14 protein-coding genes are annotated in these 13,792 nt (G+C 60.4%); 1 reads left to right on the forward strand and 13 read right to left on the reverse strand.

Features of this window, described 5'->3' with window-relative positions; all coding sequences use genetic code 11:
- Window positions 1-38: 38 nt before the first annotated feature.
- From recG to C1725_RS10770, 3 genes are read right to left on the reverse strand one after another with little or no spacing between them, the layout of a single operon-like run.
- Complete coding sequence (gene recG / locus C1725_RS10760) at window positions 39-2,042, reverse strand: ATP-dependent DNA helicase RecG (RefSeq protein WP_102411606.1); 2,004 nt, start codon at window positions 2,040-2,042, stop codon at window positions 39-41.
- A gap of 45 nt (window positions 2,043-2,087) precedes the next feature.
- Window positions 2,088-3,734, reverse strand: coding sequence for a DAK2 domain-containing protein (locus C1725_RS10765; RefSeq protein ID WP_102411607.1), 1,647 nt, complete (start codon window positions 3,732-3,734; stop codon window positions 2,088-2,090).
- 32 nt (window positions 3,735-3,766) lie between these two features.
- Window positions 3,767-4,117 carry an Asp23/Gls24 family envelope stress response protein gene (locus tag C1725_RS10770; protein ID WP_102411608.1) on the reverse strand — a complete coding sequence of 117 codons (351 nt, stop codon included), beginning with the start codon at window positions 4,115-4,117 and terminating at the stop codon, window positions 3,767-3,769.
- A gap of 249 nt (window positions 4,118-4,366) precedes the next feature.
- On the opposite strand from C1725_RS10770, the gene rpmB reads away from it, so the two are divergent.
- Window positions 4,367-4,558, forward strand: a complete 192-nt coding sequence (rpmB, locus tag C1725_RS10775; protein WP_102411609.1) for a 50S ribosomal protein L28 — start codon at window positions 4,367-4,369, stop codon at window positions 4,556-4,558.
- 193 nt (window positions 4,559-4,751) lie between these two features.
- Here rpmB and C1725_RS10780 read toward each other — a convergent pair whose 3' ends face one another.
- The 10 genes from C1725_RS10780 to def all read right to left on the reverse strand — a co-directional run bounded on the left by C1725_RS10780 (window position 4,752) and on the right by def (window position 13,791).
- On the reverse strand, window positions 4,752-4,949 hold the full coding sequence (locus C1725_RS10780; protein ID WP_146009229.1) for a hypothetical protein: 198 nt from the start codon (window positions 4,947-4,949) through the stop codon (window positions 4,752-4,754).
- 93 nt (window positions 4,950-5,042) lie between these two features.
- Entirely contained in the window at window positions 5,043-5,672 is a 630-nt protein-coding gene (locus tag C1725_RS10785) for a thiamine diphosphokinase (RefSeq protein WP_102411611.1), read from the reverse strand.
- Window positions 5,669-6,334, reverse strand: a complete 666-nt coding sequence (gene rpe, locus C1725_RS10790; protein ID WP_102411612.1) for a ribulose-phosphate 3-epimerase — start codon at window positions 6,332-6,334, stop codon at window positions 5,669-5,671. Before rpe ends, C1725_RS10785 begins: the two co-directional genes overlap by 4 nt.
- Window positions 6,327-7,205, reverse strand: coding sequence for a ribosome small subunit-dependent GTPase A (rsgA, locus tag C1725_RS10795; protein ID WP_102411613.1), 879 nt, complete (start codon window positions 7,203-7,205; stop codon window positions 6,327-6,329). Before rsgA ends, rpe begins: the two co-directional genes overlap by 8 nt.
- Window positions 7,206-7,257: 52 nt before the next feature.
- A complete protein-coding gene (gene pknB, locus C1725_RS10800) occupies window positions 7,258-9,114 on the reverse strand; it encodes a Stk1 family PASTA domain-containing Ser/Thr kinase (protein WP_102411614.1) in 1,857 nt (618 codons plus the stop codon).
- Window positions 9,111-9,827, reverse strand: coding sequence for a Stp1/IreP family PP2C-type Ser/Thr phosphatase (locus C1725_RS10805; RefSeq protein ID WP_346026582.1), 717 nt, complete (start codon window positions 9,825-9,827; stop codon window positions 9,111-9,113). The genes pknB and C1725_RS10805 overlap by 4 nt, the downstream gene beginning before the upstream one ends.
- A 22-nt stretch (window positions 9,828-9,849) precedes the next feature.
- Window positions 9,850-10,896: a dual-specificity RNA methyltransferase RlmN gene (gene rlmN / locus C1725_RS10810; RefSeq protein ID WP_102411616.1), complete on the reverse strand. Its 1,047-nt coding sequence runs from the start codon at window positions 10,894-10,896 to the stop codon at window positions 9,850-9,852.
- On the reverse strand, window positions 10,893-12,368 hold the full coding sequence (gene rsmB / locus C1725_RS10815) for a 16S rRNA (cytosine(967)-C(5))-methyltransferase RsmB (RefSeq protein WP_102411617.1): 1,476 nt from the start codon (window positions 12,366-12,368) through the stop codon (window positions 10,893-10,895). Before rsmB ends, rlmN begins: the two co-directional genes overlap by 4 nt.
- 2 nt (window positions 12,369-12,370) lie before the next feature.
- Window positions 12,371-13,315 (reverse strand): methionyl-tRNA formyltransferase, encoded by a 945-nt coding sequence (gene fmt, locus C1725_RS10820; protein WP_346026884.1) that lies wholly within the window; start codon window positions 13,313-13,315, stop codon window positions 12,371-12,373.
- Window positions 13,315-13,791, reverse strand: a complete 477-nt coding sequence (gene def / locus C1725_RS10825) for a peptide deformylase (protein ID WP_102411618.1) — start codon at window positions 13,789-13,791, stop codon at window positions 13,315-13,317. Before def ends, fmt begins: the two co-directional genes overlap by 1 nt.
- Between the last annotated feature and the right edge of the window lies 1 nt (window position 13,792).

The raw sequence follows: 13,792 nt of genomic DNA on the forward strand, positions 1-13,792 counted from the left end.
AAATAGCAAGTAAAAACAGGCAGCCCGTTGGGCGTTTTTCAATTTCTCGCCAAGGTTGGACCATTTTTCTCAAATCTTTTTCGCGCTGCGCGCACAATCGCGTCGGCTTCCTGTGCATATGCGGGCGAACCACGGAGGGTTCGCCAGGCTTCCTGCGTCTCCTTCAGCAGCGCCGTCTCGCCGCAGAGCATCAGCGCAGGCATTTGGGGTTCCCCATGCTGGCGCGTGCCGAAGAACTCTCCCGCTCCGCGGAGCTCCAGATCGCGCCTCGCCACTTCAAAGCCATCATTCGTCCCGGTAAGCGTGCGCAATCGGTCGTTGGGCTCCGCCAGCAGGAAGCACCAGCTTTCCTTTTCTCCGCGCCCCACGCGTCCACGGAGCTGATGCAGCTGCGCAAGGCCGAACCGCTCCGCGTTCTCCACGACCATGATCGTGGCGTTCGGCACGTTGACGCCCACCTCGATGACCGTCGTCGCGACAAGCACGTCGATTTCCCCGGCAGCAAACGCGCGTAAAACGCTGTCCTTGTCTACGCTGCGCATTCTGCCGTGAACGAGTCCGAGGCGAAGCCCCTGCAGTGGGCCGTCTTTCAGGGATTCATAGAGTCTGGATGCGCTCACGAACTCTTCCCCGTCGGCTGATTCTTCCACCAATGGACAGACAATATACACCTGCGCGCCTATCTTCACTTCTTTCCTGATAAAATCGTAAAGCCCCGCGCGCTTTTCTTCTGCGACGATACGCGTTTTCACCGCCTTGCGTCCCGGCGGCAGTTCATCTACGACCGAGATGTCGAGATCGCCGTACAGCACGAGCGCGAGCGTACGCGGAATCGGCGTCGCGGACATTACCAGCACGTTAGGCGATTCTCCTTTGAGCGAAAGTCGCGTGCGCTGGCGCACACCGAACCGATGCTGCTCATCGGTGACGACAAGGCCCAGCCTCGCGTATTCCACGCCCTCTGAAATCAGCGCGTGCGTGCCGATCACCACATCCCAGGACCCGTCGCGGATGGCCGCACGCGCTTCCCTGCGCTGCGCCGCGCTCATCTTGCCGGTGAGCAGTCCGCATCGAACGCCCAATGGTTCGAGCATCTGCTCGGCAGAGCGCATGTGCTGGCTGGCGAGCACCTCCGTAGGCGCCATCATAGCACCCTGAAATCCGTGCTTCGCGGCAGCATACAGCGCCGCGAAGGCAATCGCCGTCTTGCCGCAGCCCACGTCGCCCTGCACCATGCGCGCCATGGCCTCAGGAGCCGCCATGTCCACAAGGATCTCTTCCAGCACATGCGCCTGCGCGTGGGTCGGGGTAAAAGGCTGCGCCCGCCAGAATGCTTCCGCATCCCCCGTACCGCAGCCGATTTGAATGCCGAGCGGTTTTTCCGCTGCAACGCCCGTGAGCGCTGCCTGGAAGTACAGCAATTCTTCAAACGCGAGCCTTCTCTTGGCGGCAGCGAGCGACGAGGCGTCCTTTGGAAAATGCGCCTGCCGCAGTGCATATGTGCGGTCACACAGAGAATGTCTCTCTCGAAGTGAGATGGGCATGTCGTCCGCGCAATCGTACGTTTCCAGCATCTGCGCCACGGCATCTCTGATCAGCTTTTGCGGTACCCCCGGAATCTGCGCGTACACAGGCGTGATGCGTCTTTCCCGTTCCAGAGTAGGGTTCATCGCAATAAGACCGGTCTTCTTTCGGACGATGTGCGCATACATCAGGACCTCCTGCCCCTCGTGGATCTGCTGCTTCATCCAAGGCTGGTTAAACCACATGCAGCGCAGAACGCCGCTGTCATCTCTGACCTTTGCGCTCACCCATACCATACCGTGCGCGCGATGCAGGTGAACAGCACCATCGATCCAGCCCGCGAAAGCGCATTGCATGCCGTCTGAGAGCGCGGCGACGGGCATCGGCACGGTAGTGTCGCGGTATCCGGTCGGCAGCTGCTCGAGCAGCTGTCCGGGCGATTCAATTTCCCGCGCAGCGAGCGCCTTTATGCGCGCCGGTCCAAAGCCCTTGAAGTCCTTCCAAGCGAAAGCCTGCATCGTTTCCTCCAGAAAAGGGCCGCCTGAAATCAGGCGGCCCTTCGTTTACTCAGCCGAAAAGAGGTAGTAATACAGGGGCTGACCGCCGTATTGAATCTCCACGTCGCGCTCGCCGTACATCCCGGCGATTTCGTCCGTCAGCGCCTGCGCGTCTTCCTCCTTGGTATCTTCGCCGTAATAGACCGTGATCAACTCGTCCTCGTCGGTCACCAGAATCTTCATAAGTTCCAGCGCTACGTCGTGTACGTCGCTGCCCACGACCTGAATCTTTCCATTGTAAATGCCGATGATGTCGCCTTCCCTGATTTCCTTGCCCTCAAAGGTGGAATCGCGCACGGCGAACGTAATCTGCCCCGTCTTCACGCGATTGGCTGCCTCCGTCATGTTCGCCGCGTTTCCGTCCGGATCCAGATCCGGCTGGAAAGCGACGACCGCGCCGATGCCCATCGCAACGTTCTTGGTCGGGATGACGATGACGTTTTTATCGGACAGTTCGGCCGCCTGCGTCGCTGCCAGAATGACGTTGGAGTTGTTGGGCAGCACAAAAACCGTCTTGGCGTTCACGGCATCTACCGCACCCAGGATGTCCTCGATGCTCGGATTCATCGTCTGACCGCCCTCGACGATATGGTCTACCGAAAGATCCTTGAAAATCTGCGAGAAGCCCTCGCCGAGCGAGACGGCGACCATGCCGTAATCGCTTTGCGGCTGCTCCTGCTTCGTTTCGCGCGCCTGACGTGCCTGGCGTTCCTTGCGTTCCTCCGCCATGTTATCGATTTTCAGGTTGATGAGATCGCCCATGGCGCAGGCGTACTGCAGCGCCTTGCCCGGTTCGTTTGTGTGCACGTGCACCTTGACCAGCGAGAAGTCGCCCACGACGACCACGCAGTCGCCGATGCGTGCCAGGCGGCGGCGGAAGGTGTTGATGTCGTTTTCCGTAATGGTTTCCGGCATATCCTGAATGATGAACTCCGTGCAATACTTGAACGTGATTTCTTCAAGCGCGTCGTGGTCGTCCTCAAAGTCAAGCGTCGCAGCCTCTCCGACTTCCATGTTCGTATCGTCGATATGCTCGCCGTTCAGGGTCGCCTTATAGCCTGTGAAGACCGTGAGCAGGCCCTGTCCGCCGGAATCGACGACCCCCGCCTGCTTGAGCGCGGGCAGCATGTCCGGCGTCTTCTTCAGGATGGCCTCGCCGCTCTGAACGACAACGTCCATCAGCGCGTGCATATCGTCCGGATTCTTGCGAACCTGACGCAGCGCCTCCTCCGCGATGACGCGGATGACCGTGAGAATCGTTCCTTCCTTGGGCTTCATGATGGCCTTGTAGGCCGTATCCGCACCGCTCTTGAGCGCCTGCGCGAACAGCACCGGCGTGATGATCGCCGCGCCGTCCAGGCCGCGCGCAAAGCCTCTGAAAATTTGCGATAAAATGACGCCCGAATTGCCGCGGGCGCCCTTCAGCGCACCCTTTGACGCGGCCTCGGCTACTTTTGCCGCGTTCGCCTCGTCCAGGGCCGAAAGTTCTTTGACCATGGACTTCATCGTCAAGGACATGTTTGTGCCGGTGTCGCCGTCCGGAACGGGAAACACGTTCAGCGCGTCGATCGCCTCACGGTTGCGCTCCAGCAGGCTGGCGCCGGCCAAAACCATTTCTTTGAACAACAAACCATCGATGGTTTCCTGTGACAAGTTTTCCGCCTCCAGTTCGTATCAAAGGCCGCTCAGACGCGAATGCCTTCAACCGTGATATTGATGCACCGCACCTTGGCGCCGGTCATGCTTTCCATCTTGTAGCGCACGGTCTCCGTGATCGCGTTGCAGACCTCCGCGATCGAAATGCCGTACTCCACGATGATGAACAGGTCTACGTCGATGACATTTTCCTCGACGCGAATCTGCACGCCCTTCGTCAGGTTTTCGCGCCCAAGCCATTCCACGAACCCATCTTTGGCACGCTTTGATGACATCGCTACGATGCCGTAGCATTCCAGCGCGGCATAGCCCGCCACCTTCAGCATGACATCCTCGCTGATAGAAATTGTACCCAGATCATTTTTGATCTTACATTCCATGAGAAACCCTCCTTGCACAAGGGTCAAACGGACCCGGTCTCATTGGATCAACTTACAGTATACAGGATTTGTCCCAAAGGCGCAAGAATATTCCTTTAAAAATATAATATGGTCGTGCCGCCTGGGCTTATTCAGGGATCTTGAGATGTTTTTTTCTGTGGGTTTCAAAAAGTACTTGTCAAAACCCCGAAAAGATGATAGAATGATTCTGTTATATGACTGTTTCCGCTCCAGAAGGAGGTGTGACTTATGGGAAAGTTTTGTGAGGTTTGCGCCAAGGGCGTCATGTCCGGCAACAACGTCAGCCACTCCAATCGCAAGACCCGTCGTAGCTGGGCGCCGAACACGCAGCGCGTCCGCGTAGTGGTCGATGGAAGCGTTTGCCACATGAACGTGTGCACGCGTTGCCTGCGCAGCGGCAAAGTCCAGCGCGCGCTGTAATCTCTTTTGAGCGATTAAAAACGTGATCCAGAGCATGGATCACGTTTTTTTCGTCTCCGTTCAGCGCGCGAAGAGGCGCAGGAAACCCCGTAAAAAACGAGGTGCGCGCAGACAAACCATCCGAATGCGCATGAGCTCTTCCCCCCTTTCAACGCTTCCCGTACCGCAATCCTTTTCATCCCCTTCGCCCGCCTCAAGGTGTACGGATGAAAAAATATCCCAGCAGGATCAGCGCCGCGCCAAAGAGCACGATCCAAATTTGAAATGGAATGCACAGGAAGATGAGAAAAAGGCCGATCAGCATCAGAATAATCCCAATCAACACCTGGCCGCGCCGCGGATTGCCGCCGCAAGGCGGCGAAAAGCCGCGTGTTCCCCTGCATCTGCCCATGGCCATCACCCCCGCTTTTACCACACTCTATGCGGAAGAAGGCCAAAATGATGCGGAAATACGCGGCTTTTTTCTGATATCCCCGTCTATAGCTTACTTGATCTGAAAGAAAAGTACGTCGCCTGCGTCCACCTCGACCCGGATGCAGGATGTCTCAAACAGATTGCTGATGCCGATCGGATAGTCGCTCCTCATCGCGTAGTCGCAGAGCGGATAATGCGCGCCTTCCAGCGAAGCTACGTGCGCCGCCCCTAAGGAAAGCAGCGAAAAGGTCTGGCCGCTGTGCCCCTCGATCTTACGGCAGCCGCGAAGCAATTCGATATGCTGACCGTCTTCTTCGATACAGGCAGAGAGACCGCGGTTTGCGGCACGCACGAGCAGCATGCAGTTGGCCAGCGCGTGATCGAGCCTTCCGCCCAGCGCTCCAGTCAGCGTAATTTGCTTTACGCCGAGCCCGATCGCGTAATCGAGCACGGCTACGCCGTCCGTATCGTCCTTCTCGCGGGGAAGCCGCAACACCTTTCCGTTTTCGGAAGCATAGCGGTTCAGCAGATGATCCGATACGCTGTCCATATCCCCGATGACCGCGTCCGGACGTATGCCGCCCTCAAGCGCCGCCTCCAGGCCGGAATCAGCGCATAAGACGAGCGACGCCCTCTTCGCCAGCTCCTGCAAAAGGCCTGAAGAGGGTTTTTGGCCGCCGAGTACGATCAGCGCATTCATTTTTCTGCGCCCTCGCTCGCGGCGCGAAGCATCGACATGATATTGCCCGGATTCGCGCTGTTAAACAGTGCCGTGCCCATCACCAGAACCTCCGCACCCGCCTGCACCGCCTGCATGGCGTTGTCCATCGTGACGCCGCCGTCTACCTCGATCAACGCACCGCTTCCCGCTCCGCGCAGCATTCGCTCGACCACGCTGACCTTGTTCAGCATTTCCGGCATGAGCTTTTGCCCGCCAAACCCCGGTTCCACCGTCATGACGAGCACGAGGTCTATCTTTGAGAGGCATCCCTCCAGTACAGAAGGTTCGGTAGCGGGCTTCAGCGAGACACCCGCCTTCATGCCGGCTGCGTGGATGCTGTCTAGGGTTTGGCTCAAATCCTTCACCGCCTCCGCATGAACCGTCAGATAGTCGGCGCCCGCCTTGGCGAAGGCGTCGATGTAACGATCCGGGTCGACGATCATGAGGTGGACATCCAGCGGGAGATTGCTCTGCATGTCCACCGCGGAAACAACCGCAGGGCCAAAGCTGATGTTGGGCACAAACAGGCCGTCCATGATGTCCAGGTGCAGCCAGTCGGCGCCCGCCTGTTCCATCCGGTCGATATCCTTGCCCATGTTCATGTAATCGCAGGCTAAAATAGATGGCGAAAACCTAATCATACCGATTCCTCCACAGTTCGCGCAATTCGCCGAGCAGCACGCAGTACCGTGCCCAGCGTTCCGTCGATATTTTTTCCTGCTGCATCGCCTCGCGCACGGCGCATCCGGGCTCGCGGTCGTGCAGACAGGGCGCAAAGCGGCATTTTCCTTCGTACGGCTCAAATTCCGGGTAATACGCCAAAAGCTCTTCCGGCTCAAAGCCCTCTTCGAATCCGAGAAGGCTGAAACCCGGCGTATCCATCACCCGAAAGCCCTCTGCAAAGATAAGCTCCGCGTGTCGTGTCGTGTGCCGCCCGCGCTCTGTCTTGCGGCTCACATCTCCCGTGGGAAGCGACAGGTTCAACAGCGCGTTCAGCAGCGAGCTCTTCCCCACGGCCGACTGCCCCGCGAAGCACACGGTCTTCCCCGCCAGATAAGCTTTCAGCGCGTCAAGCCCCCGTCTTTCATGCGCGCTCACGGTAAAGACGGGAACCTGCGCGCGCTCATAAGCCGCACGACAGGCCTCGTCGAGATCGGCCTCCAGATCGCACTTATTCACGCAAAGCAACGGCTGAATGCCGACGCGGCGCGCACAGACGATCATTCGATCGATGAGCAAAAGGTCCGGCTGCGGCACTGGCGCGACCACCAGCGCCAGAACGTCGACGTTGGCGACGGGCGGCCGCACGCAGCAGGTCGCCCGCGGCAGGATTTCCTCCAGCCAGCCGTGCTCCTCGCCGCTGCCGGGGCTGAACGCCACCCGGTCGCCCACCATCGGCGTCATATGCTGCCTGCGCAGCTTTCCACGCGCCCTCAGCACAAATTCCGTTTCGCTTTCGTCCTCCCGGACCGTATACAGGCCGCCGATTCCGCGGACAATGCGTCCCGTCATTCGGGCAATCCCTTCCCTTCCGTCGTCCGGCTTCTGATCGCCGGTTGGGTCGTCATTGCAATGTGACCTCCGTCTCGCTGACGAACTGATCGTCGATGTACAGGCGATATGCCATGCGTCCGGAATACTCGCTGCGAAGCGTGATGGAAAAAGCGTTCTCACCGGCCTGCGTCAGCATGGCCGCGTACTGATCCCGCTCCGTGCCGCCGGGTTCAACCAGCGCCACGCGTACATGTGCGCCGTTTGAGGGCACCGTCACGGTGATTGCGACCGTGGCGCTGTATTTCCGCTTGTCGAGCTGACCCACGATCAGGTCGACCTCCGTATCCGGGAACACGCGCTCGAATTTGCTCGGATTCTGGGAGAGCACCACGCCGTCCTGTTTCGCATTGTCCACCGGCTGCGTCGTGACGTTGCCGCGAGGCAGGCCGAGGTTTTGCAGCTCCGCCTCGCTCTCCTCCAACCGCTTGCCGGAAAGATCGGGGATGATGACCAGGCCGCCGCTGACGCGCAGATCGACCACGGCATCCTTGTCCACAACCTTCCCTGCGGGCGGCTCCTGCGAAAAGACCGTGCCCGCCATGGCCTCGGATATCTCTACCGTGACGTCGCCGAGCGTCAGCCCCGCCTGGCCGACCGCATACTCCGCATCCTCCGCCGTCAGGCCGAAAAGGTCAGGTACCGTCAGCGTATTGGTTCCGTTGCTGACCGTGATATAAACGGCGTCTCCCCGCAGCATGCTTTCACCGCTTCCGGGCGTCTGTTCCAGTACAATCCCCACCGGGTTTTCGCTGTATCTGCGGGATACGACCGGCGTCACGCCGGCGCGGTCGAGCATTTTGACTGCGGTTTCCTCATCCAGGCCCATCAAATCCGGCATCGTGACGTGGCGAACGGTTCTATCGTAGATCATAACCCCCGTGTAGGCAAGTCCGGAGAGCAGCGTCAGGCTCAACAGACAGGTAAGCGTGATGGTCAGCGCCTTGCGCTTGCGCAGACCCTGTCGAATCTGACGCTGCATCTGGCGATGACGGCGCGTCTGTGCCCCGGGTTCCGACGCCGGGCGCATGTTGACAAACCCCCCCTCCGGGTGGCGCATCGCCCGCCGCAGATCCCTCGCCATCGCGTCCGCCGACTGGTAGCGCTGATCCGCCTGTTTGCACAATGCCTTGTTCAGCACCTGCTCCAGCGCCGGGGAGACATTCGCCTCCTGCGAGACGGGCTTAGGAAGCTCCGTCAGGTGCTTCATCGCGACACTGACCGGCGTATCGCCTTCAAAGGGCACATGGCCCGTCAGCATTTCGTAGAGCATCACCCCGACGGAATACAGGTCGCTCGTCTCCGAAACGGGCAGGCCCTTCGCCTGTTCGGGCGAAAAATAGTGGACAGAGCCCATCACGTTCCCGTCTGCGATGGTCATCGTCGCGGAATCGGTCATCTTGGCGATGCCGAAATCGCCCACCTTGATGCGTCCGTCCTCGTCTAGCATCATGTTCTGCGGCTTGATGTCCCGGTGGATGACGTGCTGCTCGTGCGCGTGCCCGAGCGCCGCCAGAATTTGCAGCGTCAGGTGAACCGCCCACTCGGGCCGCAGCTTGCCGTGTTCCTTGATGAGTTCCTTGAGCGTCTTTCCGCTCACGTACTCCATGACGAGAAAATGCGTATCTCCATCGGAGCCGAGATCCAGCATGTTGACGATATTCGGGTGCGAGGACGTCTTCGCGTAGACCTCCGCCTCGCGGTCGAAACGCCGCAGGAACTCCTCGTCGCTGCTGTATTCCTCGCGCAGCACCTTGACCGCCACGACGCGGTGGGTTCGCAGGTCCTCCGCTCGGTATACGATCGCCATGCCGCCTTTTCCGATGAGGGAGTCGATCCGATAGCGTCCGGCCAGCACGCAGCCGATCATGCATTCACCTCCTCGTCGTCCAACGCGAGGATGAACGTGATGTTGTCCGTGCCGCCCGCTTCCAGCGCCAGATGCAGCAGTTCGTCCGCAGCCTGATCCGGCGGAAGGGTGCTCAGTATTTCCTGCATCTTCTGATCCGACAGCATGTTGCTGAGCCCGTCCGTGCACAGCAGCCAGATATCCCCTTTATGCCGCTCGTGCTCGCGCAGATCGACCTCTACGCTCGGCGCGCTGCCCAGCGCGCGCGTGATGACGTTCCGATATGGATGCTTCCGCGCCTCTTCCGGCGTGAGCAGACCGCTTCGCATGAGCTCCGCTACGACCGAATGGTCGTCCGTCACCTGATGCAGAATGCCGTCCCGCAGGAGGTATGCGCGGCTGTCGCCCACGTGCGCCAGCAGCATCGAGGCGTTCGTCTTCCACAGCGCGGTCATGGTCGTACCCATGCCGTGGCAGTTTTCCTCGCCTTTCGACACGTCCGCAATGCGCCGGTTCGCCTCTTCAAATGCAAGCCGCATCAGCTTGAGGTCCGGTTTGTGCGTCCGGAGGCGCTGTTTCAGGGTATCGATCGCCATGTAGCTGGCCACTTCGCCCGCTTTATGGCCGCCCATGCCGTCGGCGACGGCCAGCAGCGATTGCGCGGCCCCCACATAGGCCGTATCCTCATTCTGCTTGCGCACGCGTCCCACGTCGCTTCTTACGATGGATTTCACGATCAATCCCCCCAAACTTCCGTCATTCGTTTTCCGTATTCGCGATGTACTTCCTGCGGAGCTGTCCGCAGGCGCCCTCGATGTCGTCGCCCATCTCGCGCCTGCGCGTGACCGAAATGTGCCGTTCTTCCAGCGCTGCCTTGAAGGCGGATACCTCCCGTTCGCTCACGCCTTGGAGCCCGCGCTCCGGGACGCTGTTAAGCGGGATGAGGTTGACATGGCACTGCATGCCGCGCAGAAGGGTCGAGAGCTCATGCGCCTGAGCGACCGAGGCATTCACGCCGCTGATGAGCGCATACTCGAAAATCACGCGCCGTCCGGTCTTCCCGATGTAGTTTTTACACGCGCCGATGAGCTCCTCGATGCTGTAACGGTTCGCGACCGGCATGATCTTTCTCCTGACGTCGTCGTTTGGCGCGTGCAAAGAGACCGACAACGTCACAGGCAGGTCCTCATCCGCAAAGGCGTACATCTGCGGAACCAGGCCGCAGGTGGAAAGCGACACGTTCCTAAGGCCGATATTGACGCCGTCCGGCTCACGCAGCAGGCGCAGAAAGCGCGTCGTGTTTTCATAGTTGTCCAGCGGTTCTCCGCTGCCCATGAGCACGATGTTGTGCACGCGCTCCCCTTCACCGAGCACGCGGTTGGCGCAGACCACCTGCCCCAGCATCTCGCCCGCGCTCAGGTTGCGCACGCAGCCGTCGAGCGTGGAAGCGCAAAACGCACAGCCCATCTTGCAGCCCACCTGCGTGGAAAGGCAAAGCGTGTTGCCGTGCTTGTAGCGCATGAGCACGCCCTCAATGACGTTGCCATCCAGGAGGCGGTACAGTAGCTTTACGGTGCCGTCGATCTTAGATTCTATCGTCTCCAGGACGGACACGGTGTTTTCGGACGCCTCCGCGCGCAGACGTACGCGCAGGGCATTGGGAAGGTTGAGCATCTGTTCAAACGGCGTCCCCTGATGCAGCCAGGAAAAAAGCTGCTTTTTGCGAAACGCGGGCTGGCCCCAGGAAGCGAGCAGCTCACCCATTTCCGCCTGCGACATGCTTAAAAGTTCCAGCAAGCTCATCCCTCCGACCTGCGCATCCGGGCGATGAAGAAGCCGTCCATGCCGTCGCGATGCGCGAGCAGCTGAATCATTCCGTTTTCTTCGTGTGGGCGAATCGCTTCCGGCAGCAACTCCCCGAGCGGCTCCAGGTGAAATTCCGAATGCGCCTTTAAAAAAGCGTTCACCTGCTCGACGTTCTCTTCCGGCAAAATTGAGCAGGTCGAATAGACCAGCGTTCCGCCGGGACGGACATACTGGCAGCAGGCCTCCAGCAGCTTCTGCTGGGTGCTTACGAGCGCCGCGACGCTCTCCTGCGTCTGGCGGTACTTGATGTCCGGCTTTGAGAGCATGACGCCGGTGCCGGAGCAGGGCGCGTCGAGCAGCACGCCGTCCATCGTCAGAATGAGATCCTCTCTCAGCTGCGATGCGTCCCGCTGCGCCGCACGCACGTTGTCCAGGTGCAGCCTCTGCGCCATGGCACGAATCAGGGTGACTCGATGCTCGTGCAAATCCCAGGCGTAGACGCGGCCAGTTCCGTGCATCGTCTCGCTGAGCACCGCCGTCTTGCCGCCGGGCGCGGCGCAGGCATCCAGCAGCGACTGTCCCGGCCTTGCGCCCAAGGCGTTCGCCGCGAGCATAGAGCTCTCGCTCTGGATCGAGAACAGGCCGCTCTTGTATTCGGCTCGCGCCGTCATGTCGCCGGGCTGCTTTACGCGATACGCGCCCGGCACAAGGCCGGGTTCAAACTGAATGCCGCTTTGACAAAGAAAGCGTTCAAAGGCCTCAACCGTCGTTCGCTCCAGATTGGGCCGCAGCGTCATCTCGTGTTCGTCCTGGCGGTATTTCGCGATCGCAAGGGCCGTCTGCGGGCCGTAGGCGTCGATCAGCCGCTGCGCGAGGAACACCGGCAGGCTGAACATTACCGAGAGGTACCGTGCGGGCTCCGCGTCGGGCTTAGGATAGACGACGCGGTCTTTTTCGCGCAGCATCGTGCGCAGTACGCCGTTCACCAGTCCCGTGTAGTTCTCGCCTGCCCTGGCGCGCGTGAGCTTGACGGCTTCGTCCACCGCCGCCATGTCCGGCACACGGTCGAGAAAGAAGAGCTGATAGGCCGCCATGCGCAGGATCTCGCGTACCACCGCGTCGAGCTCTTTTCGCTCCAGATAGCTGTCGATCATGTAGTCCAGACGAATCTTATTTTCCAACGTTCCATAGACCAGCTCCGTCACGAGGCGCTTGTCGCGGTCTGAAAGGAAAATGGGCCCCTGCAGGTGATGGCTCAGTGCCAGGGACGCGTATGCGTCCTGCAGGGACACCTCCAGCAGAACGTCCAGCGCGACGCGGCGGGCGCTCTGTGAAACGAAGTTGCCCTCGCGGCGCGCGGGCCTGGACGGCATGTCCTTGCGAAAGGGCGCGCCCTTTCGCGCGACGGGCTTTGCGGTGCCCGGGGCGGGTTTGCGCCCGTAAGGCGGTCGGCGGGTTTCGTTCGTCATACTTAATTGCCCTTTCCAAGGCGCGTCCCCACAGGGATCGCATGGCCTCGCAGATAATCCTTTGCATGCATTCGCTTGCTGCCCGGCGCCTGTATTTCCATAAGCTCCAGGCGTCCCTCGCCTGTCGAGACGACGAGCCCCTGCCTGGGGTCGGACGTCATTACTTCTCCGGGAACCGCGCCCGCATCGCCATGAAACGCAGCGGCCTTCCAGACCTTGAGAACGCCCGCGTCCATCTCCGTCCAGGCCCCCGGCCAGGGATTGACGCCGCGCACGAGGTTCGCGATGCGCTCCGCGCTCATCGTCCAGTCGATGTGTCCGGTCTCCTTTTTCAGCAGGGGATAGTAAGAGGCCTTCTCCGGGTCCTGCGCCTCTCGGGGGCAGGTTCCCGCCTCGACCGCCTGAAGCGTCTCCATCAGCAGCTTCGCCCCCATGACGGCGAGCCGCTCCGTCAATTCGCCCGCCGTCTCCTCCGGGCCAACCGGCGTCTTTACGCGCAGCATCATGTCGCCCGTGTCCATTCCTTTGTCCGTGAGCATGGTCGTAACGCCCGTCTCGCGCTCGCCGTTGATGAGGCACCAGTTGACCGGCGCGGATCCGCGATATGCGGGCAGCAGAGACGCGTGCACATTGATGGTTCCGAACTTGGGAATGTCCAGCAGCTCCTGCGAAAGAATCTGACCGAACGCAGCCGTAACCCAGATGTCCGGCGCAAGGCCGCGCATCGCCTCGACACCCTCCGGGCGGCGTATGCGTTCAAACTGAAAGACTGGAATCCCCTTTAAAACCGCATATTCTTTGGTCGGGCAGGGCTGGGGCCTGCCGCTGCGCCCCTTGGGCCGGTCCGGCTGACAGACGACGCCTACGACGTCGTAGCGGTCGGATTCGACCAGCGCGCGCAGGCTCGGCACCGCGAAGTCCGGCGTACCCATGAAAACGATTCGCATCAAGATTCCTCTTCCTCCGTCTCCGTGTCGAAAACCTCTTCGTGCATGATGTCCACATACAACTGGCCGTCCAGGTGGTCGGTCTCATGACAGATACAGCGCGCGAGCCAGTCTTCGCCGGTAATCTCAATCGGGGCTCCGTTTCGGTCCTGCGCCCGCACGACGACCTTCTGCGGCCGAACGACGTAGCCTTGCCTGCCGGGGATGGAAATGCACCCCTCCACGCCGTCCACCGCTCCCTCTCGAGAGACGATCTCCGGATTGACCATTTCGATCAGTCCGTCGCCCACGTCCATGACCACTACGCGCTTGAGCACCGCAACCTGCGGCGCCGCGAGTCCGCAGCCGTTGTTCTTGTACATGGTTTCCGCCATGTCGTCGAGCAGCGTGTGGAGCCGCTCGTCAAAGCGCTCCACCTTGCGGCTCTTCTTGCGCAGCATCTCGTCCTCGATATATACGATCTTTCTTAAAGCCATT

The organism is Beduinella massiliensis (assembly GCF_900199405.1).
Taxonomy (GTDB): Bacteria; Bacillota; Clostridia; order Christensenellales; family Aristaeellaceae; genus Beduinella; species Beduinella massiliensis.